At 72.9% G+C, this 20,597-nt stretch carries 15 protein-coding genes; 7 read left to right on the forward strand and 8 right to left on the reverse strand.

Annotation, left to right across the window (positions count from 1 at the left end; translation table 11 throughout):
* Positions 1-35: 35 nt before the first annotated feature.
* The 3 genes from ABZ919_RS19730 to ABZ919_RS19740 all read right to left on the reverse strand — a co-directional run bounded on the left by ABZ919_RS19730 (position 36) and on the right by ABZ919_RS19740 (position 4,197).
* A complete protein-coding gene (locus ABZ919_RS19730) occupies positions 36-1,790 on the reverse strand; it encodes an LCP family protein (RefSeq protein WP_361249175.1) in 1,755 nt (584 codons plus the stop codon).
* 231 nt (positions 1,791-2,021) lie between these two features.
* Positions 2,022-3,224: an LCP family protein gene (locus ABZ919_RS19735; protein WP_361249178.1), complete on the reverse strand. Its 1,203-nt coding sequence runs from the start codon at positions 3,222-3,224 to the stop codon at positions 2,022-2,024.
* 217 nt (positions 3,225-3,441) lie between these two features.
* Positions 3,442-4,197 carry a TIGR03089 family protein gene (locus ABZ919_RS19740; protein WP_361249181.1) on the reverse strand — a complete coding sequence of 252 codons (756 nt, stop codon included), beginning with the start codon at positions 4,195-4,197 and terminating at the stop codon, positions 3,442-3,444.
* A 122-nt stretch (positions 4,198-4,319) separates the two neighbouring features.
* Here ABZ919_RS19740 and ABZ919_RS19745 point away from each other — a divergent pair, with 122 nt between their 5' ends.
* Together ABZ919_RS19745 and ABZ919_RS19750 are read left to right on the forward strand one after the other, a co-directional pair.
* A complete protein-coding gene (locus tag ABZ919_RS19745) occupies positions 4,320-5,666 on the forward strand; it encodes a peptidoglycan recognition protein (protein WP_361249248.1) in 1,347 nt (448 codons plus the stop codon).
* A 186-nt stretch (positions 5,667-5,852) separates the two neighbouring features.
* Entirely contained in the window at positions 5,853-6,935 is a 1,083-nt protein-coding gene (locus ABZ919_RS19750; protein ID WP_361249183.1) for an NDP-sugar synthase, read from the forward strand.
* 313 nt (positions 6,936-7,248) lie between these two features.
* Here the strand turns inward: ABZ919_RS19750 and ABZ919_RS19755 are convergent, their stop codons facing one another.
* The 4 genes from ABZ919_RS19755 to ABZ919_RS19770 all read right to left on the reverse strand — a co-directional run bounded on the left by ABZ919_RS19755 (position 7,249) and on the right by ABZ919_RS19770 (position 11,153).
* The gene (locus tag ABZ919_RS19755) at positions 7,249-8,271 is read right to left on the reverse strand and encodes a DNA-3-methyladenine glycosylase 2 family protein (protein WP_361249186.1); all 1,023 of its coding nucleotides are present in this window, start codon (positions 8,269-8,271) and stop codon (positions 7,249-7,251) included.
* Between the two features lie 78 nt (positions 8,272-8,349).
* On the reverse strand, positions 8,350-9,657 hold the full coding sequence (locus ABZ919_RS19760; protein ID WP_361249189.1) for a coenzyme F420-0:L-glutamate ligase: 1,308 nt from the start codon (positions 9,655-9,657) through the stop codon (positions 8,350-8,352).
* Positions 9,654-10,613, reverse strand: a complete 960-nt coding sequence (cofD, locus tag ABZ919_RS19765) for a 2-phospho-L-lactate transferase (protein WP_361249192.1) — start codon at positions 10,611-10,613, stop codon at positions 9,654-9,656. The genes ABZ919_RS19760 and cofD overlap by 4 nt, the downstream gene beginning before the upstream one ends.
* A gap of 33 nt (positions 10,614-10,646) precedes the next feature.
* Positions 10,647-11,153 (reverse strand): cysteine dioxygenase family protein, encoded by a 507-nt coding sequence (locus ABZ919_RS19770; RefSeq protein ID WP_361249195.1) that lies wholly within the window; start codon positions 11,151-11,153, stop codon positions 10,647-10,649.
* A 644-nt stretch (positions 11,154-11,797) separates the two neighbouring features.
* On the opposite strand from ABZ919_RS19770, the gene ABZ919_RS19775 reads away from it, so the two are divergent.
* The 3 genes from ABZ919_RS19775 (at position 11,798) to ABZ919_RS19785 (ending at position 17,467) form a co-directional block, all read left to right on the forward strand.
* On the forward strand, positions 11,798-12,061 hold the full coding sequence (locus tag ABZ919_RS19775) for a WhiB family transcriptional regulator (RefSeq protein WP_010986447.1): 264 nt from the start codon (positions 11,798-11,800) through the stop codon (positions 12,059-12,061).
* A gap of 256 nt (positions 12,062-12,317) precedes the next feature.
* Positions 12,318-15,935: a glycosyltransferase gene (locus ABZ919_RS19780; RefSeq protein ID WP_361249251.1), complete on the forward strand. Its 3,618-nt coding sequence runs from the start codon at positions 12,318-12,320 to the stop codon at positions 15,933-15,935.
* On the forward strand, positions 15,932-17,467 hold the full coding sequence (locus ABZ919_RS19785) for a DUF5719 family protein (RefSeq protein WP_361249199.1): 1,536 nt from the start codon (positions 15,932-15,934) through the stop codon (positions 17,465-17,467). Before ABZ919_RS19780 ends, ABZ919_RS19785 begins: the two co-directional genes overlap by 4 nt.
* 234 nt (positions 17,468-17,701) lie before the next feature.
* Here ABZ919_RS19785 and ABZ919_RS19790 read toward each other — a convergent pair whose 3' ends face one another.
* Positions 17,702-18,154, reverse strand: coding sequence for a metallopeptidase family protein (locus ABZ919_RS19790; protein WP_361249254.1), 453 nt, complete (start codon positions 18,152-18,154; stop codon positions 17,702-17,704).
* Between the two features lie 437 nt (positions 18,155-18,591).
* Between ABZ919_RS19790 and ABZ919_RS19795 the strand changes: the two genes are divergently transcribed.
* On the forward strand, positions 18,592-19,017 hold the full coding sequence (locus tag ABZ919_RS19795; RefSeq protein WP_361249201.1) for a DUF3499 domain-containing protein: 426 nt from the start codon (positions 18,592-18,594) through the stop codon (positions 19,015-19,017).
* Between the two features lie 154 nt (positions 19,018-19,171).
* Complete coding sequence (locus ABZ919_RS19800) at positions 19,172-20,536, forward strand: phosphomannomutase/phosphoglucomutase (protein WP_361249203.1); 1,365 nt, start codon at positions 19,172-19,174, stop codon at positions 20,534-20,536.
* The last annotated feature ends 61 nt before the right edge of the window (positions 20,537-20,597 follow it).

Consider the following 20,597-nt stretch of genomic DNA (forward strand, 5'->3'; position numbering starts at 1 on the left):
GTCCGGTTAGACGCACGACGGGCCCGTTGGGTTACCTACGAGGCGCACTTCACCTTGTCTGCCGTGGACTTGTCGACCGTCGGCGCCTTCGACGGAGCGGTCAGGGAGACCCCCGCGCCCTTGAAGTCCTTGCCCAGGGTCAGCGTCATCGCCGGCAGCCCCTGGGAGTTGGTCACGCTCTTGCCCGGCTTGAGCGCCGAGCCCGGCAGACCCATGAGATGGGCCAGCTCCCGGGCCTGCGCCGCCTGGTCGGGCGCGTACTCGAGCGTGGTCCTGCCCAGCTCCGCCGGGGCGTTGCCCGCGTTCTCCGACTTCAGCACGCCCTCCTGGTTCTGCAGCCAGTCGAGGGTCTCCTGCGCGCTGCCGGCCTGGGCGCCGCCGTTGAGGATGCGCACCCGCACGTCGGACGGCGCGGACGTGCTGCCCTTGAGCCGCGCGGCCTCCGCGTCCTTCTGCGCCTTCTGCTTCTTCTTGACCTCGGTGAAGGAGACGTCGCTGTTGATCGCGTCGAACACCTGCGGGGCGAGGGCCGGGTCGACGATCACCGTCTTGTGGACGACACCGTCGGCCGGGTTGTCCTTCACCGGCACGGTGAGGAAGCTGATGTTCTTCGTGGGCACCTTCTTCAGCTCCAGCGCGATGTCCTTGAGCGTGCTCACGGAGCCGATGCCCTTGTCGACGGTCAGCGCCTTCGTGGCGGCCTCGGCGAGGTCGATCAGCTTGCTCGGGCTCGTCAGGGTGTCGCTGGAGGACATCTTGCGCATCAGCGAGGCCATGAACTGCTGCTGGACCTTGATGCGGTCCAGGTCGCCCGCGTTGCCCCAGCTGTGCCGGGTCCGCACGAAGGCCAGGGCCTGCTCACCCTCGATCTTGTGCTCGCCGGCGGACAGTTTCAGATGCGACTGCTTGTCGTTCACCGCGTGGGCGAGGCACACGTTCACCCCGTCGACCGCCGTCGTCAGCGTCTTCACGGCGTTGAAGTCCACCATCATGAAGTGGTCCGGCTGGATGCCGGTGACTTCCTTCACGGTGCGCATGGTGCAGCCCGGGTCCCGGCCGTCCTGACCGAGGCTGGTGTTGAAACGCACGTTCTGCGTGCCGGGGATGACCTTGGTCGAGCCGTCGGGCTGCTTGGTCGGGCAGTCGGGCACGTTCACGATCAGGTCGCGCGGAATGCTCAGCGCGGTCGCGTTCGTCCGGTCCTTGGAGACGTGCAGCAGGATGTTGGTGTCGGCGTGCCCGACGCTGCCCGTGTCGCCGTAGCCCGTGTTGCCCTTGCCGGTGCGCTTGTCGGTGCCGATGATCAGGATGTTGAAGGCGTCGTCCTTGCTGAAGCCGTCCTTGGCGGCGCCCTCGACGTCCGTCGTGGTGACGTTGCCCTCGAGGTGCTTGAGGTACAGATAGCCGGCCGTGCCGACGGCGACCAGCACGAACGCCGTGCCGCCGGCCGTCCAGGCCAGGACCTTCTTGACCCTCGACTTCTTCTTCACCGGCCGCCGGGTGGCCCGCCGGCCCGGAGGGGTCTCCGGCTCGCCGCCCCGGCGCCGGCCCGACCGCGGCGGCGGTACGTCGCCGCCGCGCACCTGGCCCCTCTCACGGGTCCCGCCCGGTGCCGAGTCGTTACGGCGGCGCGGCGCCCCGGCGTTGTCCCGGGCTCTGCGCGGACCGGGAACCGCCGACTGCGGTGCGGAATCGCCCAGTCGCAGTTCGTATTCGCCGGTGTTCGGATTGAGTACCCACTGGTCTGCGGGGTCGATGTTGTCCGCCCGCCCACGGCCTTGCGCGTCCACGGTTGTCCGAATCCTCCGTTGGGGCCACGCGGCGCCTTCCCCCTCAAAGGCGCTCGGGTCTCGGTGAATCAGTGCACGCCCCCAGGACGGACCTCGCGGCCAGGTGCACCGGATCGCTCACACTATCCGCCCAGTTCAGCGTCAAGCGACGTCGGTGACAAATTCCGCCTTCCTACAACTGGGCAATCCGGCTCATTTCCTGGACGGAAGTTCGGCGTCTTGATGTGCCCATTACTCACAGGTGTGTTCGGCGGCGGTGTTTCCGCGGAACGTGGGCACCGGTGAGGGACCGCCGGGACCGGGGGAGGGATCACCCTTGCCGTCGGGCTGCGAGAAATCCGCCGGCGTCTCCCGCGGCGGATTCTGGGCCACCGCCAAGGGCTGATCGGCCCGCAGCCGCGCGAACAGCTTCTCGGCCTCCGGCTCCACGAGTTGGTCACGGTTGGAGTCGTAGACGTACGACTCCCTCGGCACCGTCAGGAACTGCACCCGTTCGATGGGGATGTTACGCAGGCCGCGCACCAACTGGTACAAGCCGTGGAGGCTGGCCAGCTCCGGATCCGTGGTCAGCGAGGAGGTCGCCGCGTCCAGCACCGGATAGAGCTTCACCGGGTTCAGCAGGACGTCGCTGCTCTGCATCTTGTCGACGAGTGCGCCGAGGAACCGCTGCTGGCGTTCCATCCGTTCGGTGTCGCTGCCGTCGCCGATCGACTTGCGGGCGCGCACATAGCCGAGCGCCTGCTCCCCGTCGAGCATGACCTTCCCCGCGGGCAGCTTCAGCTTGGCGTCCTTGTCGTCGACGGGCTCCTTCAGGCAGACCTGCACGCCGTCGACGGCGTCCACCATCTCCTTGAACCCGCTGAAGTCCACGACCACGTGATGGTCGACCCGGATGTCCGTCAGCTTCTCCACGGTGCGGATCGTGCACGCCGAACCGCCGAGCAGGAAGGCGTGGTTGAACATCGCGAACACCGGCTCGCTGTGACCGCCGTCCGCCTGCCGGCATCCGGGGATGTCCACCATCAGATCCCTCGGCAGGGACACGGCGGTGGCGCTGCGCCGGTCGGCGGCCAGATGCAGCAGGATCGTGGTGTCCGACCGCTCGCTGCCCAGATCGCGTCCGTACGCGCTGTTGCCCCGCCCGGCGCGCGTGTCCGACCCGATCAGCAGGATGTTCTGTGCGCCCCGCACCAGTTCGGTGGGCCGTTCCCGCTCGTACCGGGCCAGTTCGCGGGCGGCGGCGTCGTCCGGGGTGATGTTCGCGCTGAGCCTGGCGTAGAGGGCCCAGCCGGTACCCGCGGCCGCCGTGAAGAACACGGCGAGCCCGAGCGCGGTCCCCCTCACCATCCGTCGCCGACGCCGCCGCACCAGTCCGTCCCCGGTGGCCGAGGCCCCGAGACCGGGACCGAGGGCCTTGCCTGCGGAGTCGGTCACGGGCGGGGCACCCCCTCATGGCGTACGAGCGTCGCGTCCTGCTCCTACGACCATGGCGGGGAAGCGCGGGGGAAGCGCCCTGTGCTACTCCGACCGGGGGAACTGCGGCTCCTCGGGGGCGCGGGGGACTGCTCGGGGACGCGGGGGACTGCGCGAGAAGCCACCCCGTGCCGCCCCCGCCGTCCGACCGGCGCCTCCCCCCTCCTCGGCGGTGCGTTCAGCGGCGCACCGCGGTCACCCTCTCGCTCTCGATCCGCTGGGTGAGGGCCTCCTCGCCCAGCCGGTCCAGATGCCGGCAGAGCACGACGGACCCCCCGACGGCCAACGGCGCGTACAACCCCGCGCTGACCCCTTCCCAGGTGCCGTACGGCAACCCCGACAGCAGCCTCGAACCCGGCCCGCTGAGATCCAGCCCCGGCGCGTCGCCCAAGGCCCGCCGGACCACCTCCGCGCCGCTGAGTTCCGTCCCCGCGACGATCAGAGCGGGTTCCTCCGCGTCGACCGGCGTGAAAGGAACGAACCGGTCCCCCTGGCCCGGCACCTCCACGGCGTAGTCGGCGAAGCCGGCCGGCGTCCGCGGGAACCGGCCGCCCAGCGGCCGCAGCGCGAGCGCCACCCGCTCCCCCCGGCAGGCCCGTGCCGCATCGAGCGAGTCCGGGCCGCTGACGACCACGTCGGCCGTGGCCGGGTCACCGCCGAGATCCGCCACCGCGCCCACCGAGGAACAGGCCAGCAGCCACACCGCCGTCTGCCAGTGCGCGGGCAGCAGCAGCGCGACCCGGTCGCCCGGGCCGGCGGCCAGATCGCCCTGGAGGAGATTCGCGGTCTTGGCCACCCAATTGGCGAAGGTGGCCACGGACAGTTCGACGCGTTCGCCCGTGGCGTCGTCGTAGAAGGTCACCAGGGGACGGCCGGGGTCCGCGGCGAGCGCGGAAGCCAGCAGGTCGGCAGGGGTGCGATCGGTGGCGTTCATCCGGAAAAGGGTACGCGCGGGCGTGCGTGCGCCGCGTGCGGCGGCGCCACCGGTTCGGCGGAACGGCTCCCGACGGCCCGTCAGTTCACGTCCGTGCCACCGATGGACAGATTTGTATGACTATGTCCAAGATCATGACCATGCGTGGATTCCTCACTACCTGCATCGGTGTCACCTGCGCCACGGTCCTCGCCTTTCCGCTGCCGACCCTGTCCGCGACCGCCGCACCCGCACGACCGTCCGAGGCCGGCGTCCCGGGCAGCACCCACTCCCTGCCCCTCGCCCCCCTCTCCCGCGCACGCGTCCTCGGGACGGCCCCGGAGCAGGGCCTGTACCGGCCCGGCGGTGAGCACTTCTCGCTGGTCGGGATCGTCTGGGACGACCCGCACGCCGAAGTGCACGGCCAGGTACGGGTGCGGACCCGGTCGGCGCGGACGGGGAGCTGGTCCGGCTGGCAGGACGTCGAGACGCACAACGCCGACCAGGGCGCCGACCCGGCCTCGGCACCACGGGACGCGCGGCGCCTGCGCGGGGCGACGGCCCCGCTGTGGGTGGGCGAGTCGGCCGGCGTGGACGTCCGGGTGCACTCCGACGGCACGGGCACCCGGAACAGCGGTACGGGCCGGCCGCGGCCCCCGCTGCCGTCGGGGCTGCGCCTTCAACTCGTCGACCCGGGCAAGGAGGCGCCGCACGGGAGCACGCCCGACGACCCCTCGCGCACCGCACCGCGCACGGACGCGACAAGCGCGGCCTCCGCCGCCGACACCGACATCGCCCGCTTCGGCGCCCTGGACATCCCGGAGCTGGGCAAGCGGGCCACCGAGCGGGAACTCGTCCGTCTGAAGGGGCCGGTGACCGAGCCGTACATCGGGCCGCGCCCGCGGATCGTCACCCGCCGTGGCTGGGGCGCCGACGAGTCACTGCGCGAACCGGGGTTCGCCTACACAAAGAAGATCAAGGCGGTGTTCGTGCACCACACGGCCTCGGGCGACACCTACACCTGCGCCCAGGCACCCTCCGTCATCCGCAGTATCTACCGCTACCACGTCGAGAGCATGGGCTGGCGGGACATCGGCTACAACTTCCTCGTCGACAAGTGCGGAACCCTCTACGAGGGCCGGGCCGGCGGTGCGGCGAAGGCGGTCCTCGGCGCACACACCCCCGGCTTCAACGGCGACACCATGGGCATCGCCGTGATCGGCACGTACGGCGCCACGAAGCCGCCCCGCGCCGCCGTCACGGCCGTCGCCCGGCTCGCCGCGTGGAAGCTCGGGCTCTACGACGCCGATCCGCGCGGCAGCACATACCTCACGTCGGGCGGTGGCAACCTCTACCCCAGAGGTAAGAAGGTACGACTGAACGTGATCTCCGGTCATCGGGACGGATTCGCCACCGAGTGCCCGGGCAAGTCGCTTTACGCCAGGCTCGGTACGGCCCGTTCCGGCGCGGCGCGCTACCAGGGGCGCTGACACGGTCGGGGCGCGCGTTCGGTGCCGTTGTCGGGGGCCCCGCCGGTCTCACACCGTCCTCTCACCGATCTCGCGGGAAACCGCGCGGTTGTCAAGGGCGCCGCCGCTACGGTCTGCATACACTGACCGGCCGAAACGAGTGAAACGAGTAGTTCGGCCGGTCCCGGCAGGAAGCAGAGACGACAGGTGACAGAAGCGATCCTCCTGGTCGGCGGCAAAGGCACCCGACTGCGTCCGCTCACGGTGCACACGCCCAAGCCCATGGTCCCCGCCGCCGGGGTGCCGTTCCTCACGCACCAGCTGGCGCGCGCCCAGGCGGCGGGTGTGGACCACATCGTCCTCGCCACCAGCTATCTGGCCGAGGTCTTCGAGCCGTACTTCGGTGACGGCTCCGCCCTCGGGCTGCACATCGAGTACGTGACGGAGGAGGAGCCCCTCGGCACGGGCGGCGCCATCCGCAACGTCGCCTCGCGCCTGCACTCCGGCCCCGACGACCCGGTGCTGATCTTCAACGGCGACATCCTGACGGGCCTGGACATCAGGGCGCTGGTCGACACGCACGAGTCGACGGGCGCGGACGTCTCCCTGCACCTGACGAAGGTGACGGATCCGAGGGCGTACGGGCTGGTCCCCACGGACGAGTCGGGACGGGTGCTCGCCTTCCTGGAAAAGCCGCAGACGCCGGAGGAGATCGTCACCGACCAGATCAACGCGGGGGCGTACGTCTTCCGGCGCTCGGTCATCGACACGATCCCGGTGGGCAGGCCGGTGTCGGTGGAACGCGAGACGTTCCCGGACCTCCTGGCGGCCGGCGCCCATCTGCAGGGCATGGTCGACTCCACGTACTGGCTGGACCTCGGCACCCCGGCCGCGTTCGTCCGCGGCTCGGCCGACCTGGTCCTCGGCCGTGCGCCGTCCCCGGCGGTCCCGGGCCGCTGCGGCGACCGTCTGGTCCTCCCTACGGCGCAGGTGGCGCCGGACGCCAAGCTGACGGGCGGCACGGTGGTGGGCGAGGGCGCGTTCGTGGCGGAGGGCGCGAGGGTCTTCGGCTCCACGATCCTTCCCGGTGCCGTCATCGAACCGGGCGCCGTCATCACCGACTCCCTCATCGGCAGCAGGGCCCGCGTGGGCGAGCGCACGGTCCTCACCGGCACGGTCATCGGTGACGGCGCGGTCGTCGGCGCCGACAACGAGCTCCGCGAGGGGGTACGGGTGTGGTGCGATGCCCGCATCCCCGCGGGGGCGCTCCGCTTCTCTTCCGACCAGTAGCCCGGCTCCGGTCAGCAGCCCGGCCGGGGGCGCGGTCACGGGGGCTGCGCCCCCATCCGCCCGTGGTTCAGGGGCGGACCGGCCCGGACGTCCCCATCGGGCGCGTGGGGGTCGCTCGCACGGTTGCCCCCGCCCCTTCGGGGCGCTCATGGCTGGGGCCGGCCGTGCCCGCCGGGGGCCGTGCCCGTCCGGCAGTGCCGGGACCCACGCAGCTGGGACAGTCGTGCCGCCGGGGCGGCACGGGTGGGCGCAGCGGCACCCCGTGAGCGCGGGCGAGCCGGGCCGGCACCCGCCCGGCCGCGGCCCGCGGGCCTCACAGCAGGCCGATGTCCACCCGAGGCATCTTCGGCGCCCGCCGGGCCGGGACATGCCCGCTCAGCAGGATGAGCCGGACCGCCCGATGCCGCTGCCCGGCATACGGCTCCAGCAGGCGCAGCATCGCCGCGTCGTCGGCATGCCGGTCACCGGCCAACGCCCACCCCACGATGCCGGGCAGATGCAGGTCCCCCACGGTCACCGCATCCGCCGCCCCGTGACTGCGCTGCACGACCTCCGCCGACGTCCACGGCCCCACCCCCGGCACGACCTCCAGCCGCGCTTGGGCCTCGGCCGCCGGCATCCCCACCGCCTGCTCCAGCCGCGCAGCGACCCGCACGGCCCGCAGAATCGTGGACGCCCGCTTGTCGTCGACCCCGGCCCGATGCCACTCCCAGGAGGGAATCAACGCCCAGGTCCGCGCCGCCGGCATCACGGACATCGGCCGCTCGCCCGCACCCGCGGGTCCCGGCGCCGGCTCCCCGAACCTGCGCACCAGCAGCCGCCACGCGCGGTACGCCTCGTCGGTGGTGACCTTCTGCTCCAGCACCGACGGGATCAACGACTCCAGCACCAGCCCGGTCCGCGTCAGCCGCAGGCCCGGCCGCCGGTGTCGCGCCAGCGCCACCACCCGGTGCCGGGGCACGAATGCCTCCGGCTCGTCGGCCGCGCCGCACCACTCGGGCAACCGGTCCAGCAGCCACTCCGCGCCGGGCCCCCACGCCTCGCCCAGCACCTCACCGCCGTACGCCCGCACCCGCAGCGTGCCCGGCCCGGCCGGCGTACGGCTGGTGCGCCACACGGAGCCGTCGGCGGTGGCCCGGAAGGTGGGATCGGCGGGCCCGCGCCGCAGCGGTCCGAGCACCAGCCCGAGATCGAGCGGCCCGTCCGGCACCCAGCGCCGTACCCGGGCGGGAGCCGTCGCCTGCCGCGGTATCCCGGCAGCGGCGCCCGCGGGCACGCCGACATGGCCGCCGCGCACGGTCGTGCGGGTGGGGCGCTGAGCGAAACGTCCTGCCACGAGTGAGGTCCTGGGGGAGCCGGTGCCGTCCTATGAGCCTAGGCGGTCGTACGAGTGCTACGGCCGCGTACGCCGAACTCACCGCACCCGGACGAACGCCTCCGCGTCCCGCCCCGGCCGCGGCCCCGGCTCCTCGGCCGGGTGCCCGACCGCCACCGCGCCCATCGGCTCCCAGTCCGCGGGCAGCCGGAGCACCTCGCGCACCACGTCCCGGCAGAACATCGTGGACGACACCCACGCCGAGCCCAGCCGCTCCCCGGCCAGCGCGACCAGCAGGTTCTGCACGCCCGCGCCCATCGCGACGACGAACATCTCCCGCTCGGCACCGTCCCGCCGGGCGTCCCCGTAGTGGTGCGAGCCGTCCATGACGAGGCAGGGCACCACCAGGTAGGGGGCGTTGCGCAGGACGTCGCCGCGGCGCACGCGCCTGGCGATGGACTCCTCGCTCTTGCCGTCCCGGCGCAGATCCGCGACCCAGGCGTCCCGCATCGCGTCCAGCAGCCGGGTCCGGGACTCGGCCGACTCCAGCAGCACGAACCGCCAGGGTGTGGTGTGGTGCGGGGCCGGTGCCGTCACCGCCGCCGCCACCGCGCGCCGTACCGCGCCGGGGTCCACGGGCTCGTCGGTGAAGGCCCGGACCGTGCGCCGCTGGGTCACCGCCTCGCGGACCGCCTCGGACGTGCCGAGCCGGAACATGTCGTCCCGCGCGGTCCGCACCAGCGCCCGCGCGCCCTCGCCGTCCGCCCCGTCGAGGACGTGCGGCAGGCCGCGCACCACGGCCACCGGCCGGCCGGCCGCCTTCCCCTTCACCAGGTCGCCGGCGGCGGCCAGTTCGTCCGCCGTGGCGACGACCGTCGCGCTCAGCGGGTTGCCGTGCGCGTCCGTGCCGCCGCGCAGGTCGTCGAGCACACGCACGCCCGCGGCGCCGATCGCCACGTCCGTGAGCCCCGAGCGCCAGGGCCGCCCGAACGTGTCGGTGACGACGACACCGACGTCGACGCCGAGGGCCTCGCGCAGGCCCGCGCGGATCGCCCGCGCGGACGCGTCCGGGTCCTCGGGCAGCAACAGCACGGTGCCGGCGGGGGTGTTGGAGGCGTCGACCCCGGCGGCGGCCATGACCAGCCCCTGGCGGTTCTCCACGATGCGCAGCGCGCCGCGCCGGGCCACGACCCGGACGGTCTCGGTGTCGATGGCCGCCTCCCGGTCGGCCGCCCGCACGACGCGGCCCTCCGCCTTGGAGACGATCTTGGAGGTGACGAGCAGCACGTCCCCGTCGGCCAGGCCCGGCTCGGCCGCCGCGATCAGCTTGGCGAGGTCGTCGCCCGGCTGCACCTCGGGGATGCCCGACAGGGCGCGGACCGTGTACTCCGGGCGCTCCTCGCTCACGCTCCCCGCACCTCCTCGGCGAGCGCCAGCGCCTCCCGCGCCATCTGCGCGGCCGCGTCGACGTCGGTCATCAGCAGCGGTACGGCCCGGCAGCGGATCCCGTCCGCCTCGACCCGCTCGACCGCGGCCGCGTCCACGGGGTCGACCAGCCAGCCGTCCAGCAGGCCGGAGCCGTAGTGCTCGGCGACCGCCGCCGCCGTGGACTCCACGCCGACCGCGGCGAGCACCTTGTCGGCCATACCGCGCACCGGCGCGTCCCCGATGATGGGGGACAGGCCGACCACCGGCACGCCCGCGTCCGCGATCGCCTCCCGGATGCCCGGCACGGCGAGAATGGTGCCGATGGACACGACCGGGTTGGACGGCGGGAACAGGATGACGTCCGCCTCGGCGATGGCCTCCAGCACGCCGGGCGCCGGCTTGGACTGCTCGGCGCCGACCGGCACGACCGCCGCGGCCGGGACGGAGGCGCGCAGCTTCACCCAGTACTCCTGGAAGTGGATCGCCTTGCGCTCGCCGTCCATCTCGACGGCCACATGCGTCTCGACGCGGTCGTCGGTCATCGGGATCAGCTTCACGCCCGGCTCCCAGCGGTCGCACAGCGCCTCGGTGACGGCGCTGAGCGGATAGCCCGCGCCGAGCATCTGCGTGCGCACGATGTGCGTGGCGAAGTCCCGGTCACCGAGCCCGAACCACTTCGGCCCCACCCCGTAGGCCGCCAGTTCCTCCTTGAGGTGGAAGGTCTCGTCGGCCCGCCCCCAGCCCTGCTCCTCGTTGATGCCGCCGCCCAGCGTGTACATCACCGTGTCCAGATCCGGGCAGACCTTCAGCCCGAAGAGGTGGATGTCGTCGCCGGTGTTGCCGATCACCGTGACGTCCGCGTCCGGCGCGGCCTGCTTCAGACCGCGCAGGAACCGGGCACCACCGATGCCGCCTGCCAGAACCACAATGCGCATGGGCCAAGTCTTGCAGGCGGGTGGGACAACGTGTCAGGCAGTCACCGGACGCGGTGCGGGGCGTGCCTCGCAGTGCGGGGAGGTGTGCATCGGCATCTCGGTCAGACCCGGGTGGTAGACGTGCAGGCTGACCGCCGGCTCCAGGGCGTCGTTGACGACCTCGTGCACGTAACCCGGCGCGAACACCCGCTGCGCGCCCGCCGCCAACGCGCGCGTGCCGCGCTCGGTGCGCTCGGTGAGGGCGCCCTCCAGGACGGTCAGCACACCGGAGGAGCGGCCGTGGTCGTGCAGCCCGCTGCCCTGTCCCGGCACCCAGGACAGCAGCCACACCTCGTAGCCGGGACCCGTGCGCAGCCGGTGGTACCAGCGGGTGGTCGCGTCGTAGCGGACGAGATGCGCCCACTGGGAGCGGTCGGCGGCGATCGAGCGGGCGAGTCCCGCGAACTCGGCGACGGTGGCCGGGTGCTCGCGCGGCGGCTGGAGCAGGTGCGGGACTTCGAGGATGTCGCCGGCGATCTGGAGGTCGTTGTCGCTGTTCATGGGGTGTGGTTCCTCGGCGGAAGAGTGGGGGCCCGGAGAGGGAGGGTGCCGCTGAGCGGGTTCTGCGAAGGAGCGAACGCCCGAGTCGGCTGGGAGGACTCGGTGACAGCCGGAGCGAGAGAGACGGCTCAACAGCTGGAACAGCAACAACAGCTACAGCGAGACCGGGCAGCACCGTGGGACCCGGCGGTGCGGGTCGAGGTGAGTGCCAAGTTCGCGAGCATGCCCACTAGGACATCGGTTCACACCAGGACTGTCAACTCGGCGCCCGGCATGTGGGACACGTTTCACCTCATCCGGTTCATCTGTCAGGTGAAAGGTTTGTTCACCGGGAACCCGGGACACATGGGGCGACAACCGCGCGCGCAAGCCTCGTGCAACGCGATCGAACACGAGGGCGTCCTTCTTCGTACAGAGGTCCGTACGAGGTCCGACCGCCCGGGGGCCTCGCCTGCGTGTCAAGGTTTATGGCGATTTGAACACTTTCCGCACGGCCTTGGTTCCGCAGAGTGAATAACGGGCTCAATAGCAGATCTCGGCTTGACTCGCCCGGAGCAGCACACTTGTAATTTCACTCGTGTCGTTCAGCCGAAATCGGTAACGGCAACGCACACGGGGACGCGAAAGACAGACGAGGGGCGCACATGACCGAGCTGGTGCAGCAACTGCTGGTCGACGACGCGGACGAGGAACTCGGCTGGCAGGAGCGCGCGCTGTGCGCCCAGACCGACCCCGAGTCCTTCTTCCCCGAGAAGGGCGGCTCCACCAGAGAGGCGAAAAAGGTCTGCCTCGCCTGCGAGGTCCGCTCCGAGTGCCTCGAGTACGCCCTCGCCAACGACGAGCGCTTCGGCATCTGGGGCGGCCTGTCCGAGCGGGAACGGCGCCGGCTGAAGAAGGCCGCCATCTGACCGCGCACACGCACACCGATTCACACCAAAACGTCACGAACGGCCCGTCGCCGGTGGGTTATCCACAGGCGGCGGGCCGTCGTCGTGGCCAGCCGATAGTGTGGTCGCTCGTCCGAGACGCCCCGCTGTCCCCTCGGCCCCCGAGAGGGCGCAGGCGTCCACCGCAGTCCATCGAACCGGGGCCCGCACCTCGATGTCCGTGCACAGCCATACGGCAGCCCAAGACGCCGCCGCCACACCTGAGTTCCCGCGTCATGTGGTGACCGCGGTCCTCGTCTCCCACGACGGCGCCCGCTGGCTGCCCGACGCCCTCGCAGGGCTGCTCGGCCAGGAGCGCCCCGTCCAGCACGCGGTGGCCGCCGACACCGGCAGCGCGGACGACTCCGCCCGGCTGCTCGCCGACGCCCTCGGCGACGCGAACGTCGTGCACCTCGCCCGCCGCACCGGATTCGGCCAGGCCGTCGAGGAGGCGAGCCGCACCGCCCCGGTGCTCACCCCGGAAGAGCTGCCGTACCTCAGGCGCCCCAGCGGCTGGGACCCCGTCACGCGCACGTGGCGCGACGACGCCTACGACATGCCCGAACTGCCGTACGGCGAGCCCGTCCACTGGCTCTGGCTGCTGCACGACGACTGCGCCCCCGAACCCGAGGCCCTCGCCGAACTGCTCAGGGTCGTCGACAACGAACTGGAACTGGGCCGTGACGACGTGGCGGTCGTCGGCCCGAAGCTGCGCGGCTGGTACGACCGGCGCCAGCTGCTGGAGGTCGGCGTCTCCATCGCCAACTCCGGCCGCCGCTGGACCGGCCTGGACCGCCGCGAACAGGACCAGGGCCAGCACGACCACGTACGCACCGTGCTGTCCGTCTCCACCGCCGGCATGCTCGTCCGCCGCGACGTCTTCGAACAGCTCGGCGGCTTCGACCGCCGGCTGCCCCTGATGCGCGACGACCTCGACCTGTGCTGGCGCGCCCACACCGCCGGCCACCGCGTCCTGATCGCTCCCGACGCCGTCGTACGACACGCCGAGGCCGCCTCCCGCGAGCGCCGCACCGTCGACTGCGTCGGACGCACCGCCGCCTCCCCGCACAAGGTCGACAAGGCAGGCGCCGTCTACACCCTGCTCGTCAACGCCCGCGGCGCCGTGCTGCCCTGGGTGCTGCTGCGGCTCGTCCTGGGCACCGTGCTGCGGACCTTCGCCTATCTCGTGGGCAAGGTGCCCGGCCAGGCCGTCGACGAGATCCGCGGTCTGCTCGGCACCCTGCTGCGCCCGGAGCGGATCATCGCCGGACGGCGCCGCCGCGGACGCCCGCAGATCGACAAGGGCGAACTGCGCAGGCTCTTCCCGCCCCCGGGAGCCACCGTCCGCGCCACCGTGGAACAGCTCGCCGCCAACTTCTCGAGCGGCACCGACAGCGACACCGCCTCGGCCGGCCGGCACGGCGGCGCCGTGGAGTCCGGGCCCGGCGGCGACGACGCCGACTTCCTGGAGGTCGAGCAGTTCGCCCGGCTCAAGCGGATCGCCCGCAAACCCGGCCCCGTGCTCTTCCTCGCCCTGCTGGTCATCTCCCTGGTCGCCTGCCGCGCCCTGCTCGGCGGCGGCGCGCTCGGCGGCGGCGCCCTGCTGCCCGCCCCGGCAGGCGCCGGCGACCTGTGGTCCCGCTTCGCCGACAGCTGGCAACCCGTCGGCGCGGGCGGCACCCCGTCCGCCCCGCCCTATCTCGCGATCGTCGCGACGCTCGCCACCATCCTGTTCGGCTCCACCGGACTCGCCGTCACCGTCCTGCTGGCGGCCTCCGTACCGCTGGCCGGATGCACCGCCTACTTCGCCTCCCGGCCGCTCGTCACCTCCCGGCTGCTGCGCGCCTGGACGGCCATCGCCTACGCCTTCCTGCCCGCCACCACCGGAGCCCTGGCCGGCGGCCGCATCGGCACCGCCGTCCTCGCCGTGCTGCTGCCGCTCATCGCGCGCGCCGGCATCGCCGCGAGCGGCCTCGCGAACCGTTCCGGCGCACGCGGAAGTTGGCGCGCCACCTGGGCGTACGCGCTGCTGCTGACGATCACCACCGCCTTCACGCCGATCGTGTGGCCCATCGCGCTGCTCCTCGGCATCGGTGTACTCGTGCTGCGCCGCGGGGACCTCGTCGCCCACGCCCTGCGCTTCCTCGCCCAGCTCGGCACCCCGTTGCTGGTCCTGGCCCCCTGGTCGCTGACCCTGCTCCCGACGGGCTTCTTCAAGGAGGCCGGCCTGCCGTACGGCGCCTCCGCCGCCTCCGCGCTCGACCTCCTCGGCGTCAGCCCCGGCGGTCCCGGCACCGTGCACGGCCTGATCCTCATCGGCTTCGTCCTCGCCGCCCTCGCCGCGCTGCTGCGCTCCGAGCGGCAGCTGGGCATCCGCACCGCCTGGGCGGTCGCCCTGGTGGGCCTCGTCTTCGCCGTGGTGTCCAACCGGTCCGTCTGGGCCGGCCCGGCCACCCTCGTCTACGGCATCGCCCTGCTGGCCGCCGCCGCCCTCGGTGCCGACGGCGCACGCTCGCGCGTGGCCGAGCAGAGCTTCGGGTGGCGCCAGCCCGTCGCCGCCCTGATCGCCCTCGCCTGCGCCGCCGGTCCGCTGCTCGTCGCCGCCGGCTGGATGCTCGGCGGCGCCGACGGCCCCCTGAAGCGCCGCGACCCGACCCAGGTGCCCGCCTTCGTCGCCGAGGACTCCAGCACCGGCGACCGGGCCCGCACCCTTATCCTGGACAGCGACTCCACCGCGCAGGTGCGCTACACCCTGGTCCGCGGCTCCGGCGCCCGCATGGGAGACGCCGAAGCCGGCGCCGCCGACGGCGAGAACACCCGGCTGGACAAGGTCGTCGCCAGCCTCGTCGCCGGCTCCGGCGCCGACCAGGCCGACGAACTCGGCGGCTTCGCCGTGCGCTACGTCCTCGTCCACAAGGGAGCGCCCCGCGACATCACCCGCGTCCTGGACACCACCCCCGGCCTGACCCGGCTCAGCCAGCAGAACGGCAGCGCTCTGTACCGCGTCGACCAGGAGGTCTCCCGCGCCACCATCGTCCCCGCCGGCGGCTCGGGCACCGCCCAGCCGGTCAGCGCCGGACCGGTGGAGATCCACACGACCGTGCCCGCCGGCCCGGGCGGCCGCGTCCTGCGCCTCGCCGACACCGCCTCCGGCGGCTGGACGGCCACCCTGAACGGCAGGCCGCTCACCCGCACCACGGTCGACGGCTGGGCCCAGGGCTTCCAACTGCCCGACGGGGGCGGCAGGCTGGACGTCACCTACGCCGACCCCATCACCCACACCGCATGGCTGTGGGCTCAGGGCGTGCTCGCCGTCGTCCTGGTCGTCCTCGCCCTGCCCGGCCGCCGCCGTGACGTCGACGACGACATGCCCGAGGAGGAGCCGCTGCCCGCCCAGGCCGCCGCCGGCGAGGGCCGCCGCGCCCGCCGCCTGCGCGCCCAGGCCGAGGAGCAGGCCGCCGCCGAGCAGCCGGGCGACGAGCAGCCCGCCGCGCCACCGCTGCCGGAGGAGCCCCCGGCCGCAGTGCCGCACCAGCAGTCCTACGACGACTGGGACCAGGGCGCTTCGTATGCGAACGCGGGATACCCGGGCTACGGCGGCGACCAGTACCAGACCGGCGGCCAGTACCCGCCCTCCGGCTACGACCCGCAGGCCTACCCGGCCGCCGACCCGTACCAGCAGACGGGCCAGTACGACCCGTACGCGTACGGCGGCTCGGCCGACCGGATGCCCTACGACCCGACGGTCTACCAGCAGGGCTACGACCCGGCGTACGACCCCGCCCAGCAGGGCTACGACCCGGCCCAGCACCCCCACGGCACCGGCAGCGAGCGCCCCGACGGGAGCCAGCAGTGAACCGCACCACCCTGTCCCTCATCGCCGCCGTCACGGCAGTGGCCGCCGTCACCGCGTTCGCCGCGGTCGACGGTCCGTCGGTCTCCGGGGCCTCCGCCCCCAGGGCGGCCGCGAACCTGCCGGTGCAGCGCACCAGCCTGTTGTGCCCGGCGCCGAGCATCTCGGACATCGCCGACACGTCGTACACGTCGTTCACACCGGTCACCCAGGGCACGGCGAGCAGCGGCAAGGCCCAATTGCAGGCGGCCGGCGAGCAGTCGGCGGACGGCACGGGAAGCTCCCAGACCGGCAAGGACACCAAGGGATCCAAGGGGGCGAAGGGCGGGAAAAAGCCCGCCGGCCAGCCGGTGCTCACTCCTAAGGCCCCCGGCACCCCGGTCACCGGCGACACCTCCGGCGCCGACGGGCCGGCGCTCATCGGCACCGCCGACGGCAGGTTCGCGCCCGGCTGGACCGTCCAGGAGACCACCGAGGTCGCCGCCGGCACCGGCCGGGGCCTGCAGGGCGTCAACTGCACGGCGGCGGACACGGATTTCTGGTTCCCGGGCGCCAGCACGGCAGCCACCCGTACCGACTACGTCCACCTGACCAACCCCGACGACTCCGCAGCGGTCGTCGACATCGAGCTCTACGGCAAGGACGGCGCGATCAAGTCCCCGCTCGGGGAGAACCTCACCGTCCCGCCGCACGCGAGCAAGCCGATTCTGCTCTCCACGCTCACCGACGAACGGCAGGCCGACCTCACCCTGCACGTCAGCGTGCGCAGCGGCCGGGTCGGCGCGACCGTGCAGGCCCTGGACGCCAAGGTGGGCGGCGACTGGCTGGCGGCGGCCGCGGACCCGGCCGGCAGCCTGGTCCTCCCCGGCATCCCGAAGGACGCCACCGACGTCCGGCTGATCGCCTTCACCCCGGGCGGCGACGACGCCGACCTGAAGGTCCGCCTGGCCTCGCCGGACGGCCTGATCACCCCGGCGGGCAACGAGACCCTGCACGTGAAGTCGGGCATGACGACCACCTCCGACCTGGGCGCGGTGACCCGCGGCGAGGCCGGCTCCCTGGTGCTGACCCCCACGGACCAGTCGGTCCCGGTCGTGGCAGCGCTCCAGGTCATCCGCGGCAAGGGCGACAAGCAGGAGACGGCCTTCATCCCGGCGACCGCTCCCGTCGGCACACGCGCGACCTCGGCCGACAACAGCGCCAAGGGCACGACCCTCGCCCTGGCCGCGCCCACCGCCACCGCCACGGTCAGGGTCACCGCCTCGGCGGGCAGCGAGGGCGGCACCGCGACGACGAAGACGTACACGATCAAGTCCGGTGCCACCGAGGACGTCCCGGTGCCCGTCCCCTCCGGCCTCAAGGGCACCTACGCCCTCACCGTCGAGACGGTCTCCGGCGGTCCGGTCTACGCCTCCCGCACCCTCGCCGCCACCGAGTCCGGCATCCCTGGCTTCACCATCCAGACCCTCCCGAACGACCGGGGGATGGTGGCGGTACCGAAGACGACGGAGGATCTGTCGGTGCTGCAGAAGTGAGGGCGCTGCAGAGGTGAGGGTGCTGCAGAGGTGAAGGTGACGTTCCGGGGCGCGGGTGGCGTCCGGCCGAGGGTCCGCCGTGGCCGCCCGCGCGGTTCCCCGTGCCCGGCCGGCCGCCGGTGGCGGCGGTCAGCCGTGCCGCTCGAACGGCGTCGGCCCGGCAGCAGCCGTACCCTCCCGCTGCGGGCAAGCCGCCGGCGCAGGACGCCCCCCACGCCGTAGCCCATCGGCTTCCTAGTCCTCCCCGTAGCGGGGATCCACCGTCTCCGGAGTCAGCCCGAGCAACTCGGCCACCTGCTCCACGACCACCTCGTGCACCAGGGCGGCCCGCTCGTCGCGCCCCTTGGTCCGGATCTCCACCGGACGCCGGTACACGACCACCCGCGCACGCCGTCCGTCCCGCGCGGGAACGACCCCGCCCAATGGCACGGCCTCGTCGCTCCACGCCTGCTCACCCCGCCCGTCGAGCCGGGGCACCTCCAGCACGAGGAAGTCGATGTCGGCGAGCTGCGGCCACCGCCGCTCGAGACGCTCCACGGAGTCCTGCACCAGGTCAGCGAACACATCGGCACGGCTCGCCGCCAGCGGCACCTGCGGCGGCGCGATCGGCCCACGCATGCCCCGCCCGTGACGATCACGGCGGCGGGGCCCGGGGCCGGCGGCACGGGGCGGTACACGGTTGTCCATCACTGGGGAAGCGTAGTCCCCGCGCGCTCCCCCCGCCCGGTCCCCACACGGCGACGCACCCCCCACCCCACCCCGCCTCCCACCCCACCCCGCGCACCCCGCCCCGACGGCCGTGCCCGGGCCGGCCACCGCCCTCGGCCGACCGTGCGCCGGCCGGCCACGGCCCCCGCCGATCGGCCCGCCCCCGATCGGCCTCAACCGACTCCGACCGGCTGTCTCCACCTCTTGTCGCTGATTGACCGTTCCAGCCAACGTCTGGCTCGTTTCCGTAACCCTCCAAGACCGCCGAACTCAGGGCAATTGACGGTGTTTGTGCCGACTCATGACCGTATCCAGTCGTGCACAAAACCTGCCCGGAACCCGTCCACGCAGGTCAACAGGGCCTCCCCGAAGGGGTGTGTGGGGCGTTTCACAGCACGACACGGTGGAGTGACCTGGTGGAGAGTCGTCGCGGCCCGCTCAAGAGTGCGGTACCGTCCAACGTCGTGAGCCCTGTACGTCGCTGTTCGCGCACCGCCTGCGGCCGACCCGCCGTCGCGACGCTGACGTACGTCTACGCCGACTCGACCGCGGTCCTCGGCCCGCTGGCCACCTACGCCGAGCCGCACTGCTACGACCTGTGCGCCGAGCACTCCGAGCGCCTCACCGCCCCCCGTGGCTGGGAGGTCGTCCGCCTCCTCGACGGCTCCGCCCCCGCGCGGCCCAGCGGAGACGATCTGGAAGCGCTTGCCAACGCTGTGCGCGAGGCCGCCCGCCCCCAGGAGCGCGCGGCCGAGGCGGCCGGCGGCGGAGGGCGCACAGCGGATCCCATGGAGGTCGCCCGCCGCGGCCACCTGCGAGTCCTGCGCTCCCCGGACAACTGAGGCTCGGCGCCGCCGGGCCGGTCCACCGCACACCACCCCGCCTCAAGGCCCCGTGTCCGGTTACGACTGGGCGTCCACCTGGTGTCCGCACACCAGGCCCTTACCCCCGCCGGGTAGTTTGTGGGCACCCATAGGACTTTCAGGAGGGATGGCCGTGACTGCTGATCTGTCGCAGATCGTGAAGGCGTACGACGTACGCGGAGTGGTCCCGGACCAGTGGGACGAGACACTGGCCGGACTCTTCGGCGCCGCCTTCGCGGAGGTGACGGGTGCGGCGGCGATCGTCGTCGGACACGACATGCGGCCCTCCTCCCCGGCCCTGTCCCGCGCGTTCGCGCGTGGCGCCGCGGACCGCGGTGTGGACGTCACCGAGATCGGCCTGTGCTCCACGGACCAGCTCTACTACGCCTCGGGCGCGCTGAACCTGCCCGGTGCCATGTTCACCGCCTCCCACAACCCGGCCCAGTACAACGGCATCAAGATGTGCCGTGCGGGCGCCGCCCCCGTCGGTCAGGACACCGGCCTCGCGCAGATCCGCGAACTGGCCGAGCGCTGGCTGGAGTCGGGAGCCCCCGAGCCGGTCGCCCAGCCGGGAACCCTGAGCAGCCGCGAGACGTTGGACGACTACGCGCAGTACCTCCGATCCCTGGTCGACCTCACCTCCGTCCGCCCCCTGAAGGTCGTGGTCGACGCCGGCAACGGCATGGGCGGCCACACGGTCCCCTCGGTCTTCGCCGGCCTGCCCCTGACGCTCGTCCCGATGTACTTCGAACTGGACGGCACCTTCCCGAACCACGAGGCCAACCCGCTCGATCCGGCCAACCTCGTGGACCTGCAGAAGCGGGTCCCGGCGGAGGGCGCCGACCTCGGCATCGCCTTCGACGGCGACGCCGACCGCTGCTTCGTCGTGGACGAGCACGGCGACCCGGTCTCCCCGTCCGCGATCACCGCGCTGGTCGCCGCGCGCGAACTCGCCCGCAACGGCGGCAAGGGCACGATCATCCACAACCTGATCACGTCCCGCACGGTCCCCGAGGTCGTGAAGGAGAAGGGCGGCACCCCGGCCCGCACCCGCGTCGGCCACTCCTTCATCAAGGCGGAGATGGCCCGCACCGGTGCGATCTTCGGCGGCGAGCACTCCGCCCACTACTACTTCAAGGACTTCTGGAACGCCGACACGGGCATGCTGGCCGCCCTGCACGTGCTCGCGGCCCTCGGCGGCCAGGACGGCCCCCTGTCCTCCCTCGTCGCCCAGTACGACCGCTACACCGGCTCCGGCGAGATCAACTCCACCGTCGCCGACCAGGCCGCCCGCCTGGCCGCGATCCGCTCCGCGTACGAGGGCCGCGCCGACGTCACCCTCGACGACCTCGACGGCCTCACCGTCGCCGCCCCCGACTGGTGGTTCAACGTCCGCCCCTCCAACACCGAGCCCCTCCTCCGGCTGAACGCGGAGGCGAAGGACGAGGCCACGATGACCAAGATCAGGGACGAGGCCCTGGCGATCATCAGGGCCTGACTTCGCCGCCGGCCCACGCGCCGGACAGCGACAGGGCGGGCAGAGCGGAGGTCCGGGGGGC

It is taken from the genome of Streptomyces sp. NPDC046759, from assembly GCF_040645475.1.
In the GTDB taxonomy this organism is placed as follows: domain Bacteria; phylum Actinomycetota; class Actinomycetes; order Streptomycetales; family Streptomycetaceae; genus Streptomyces.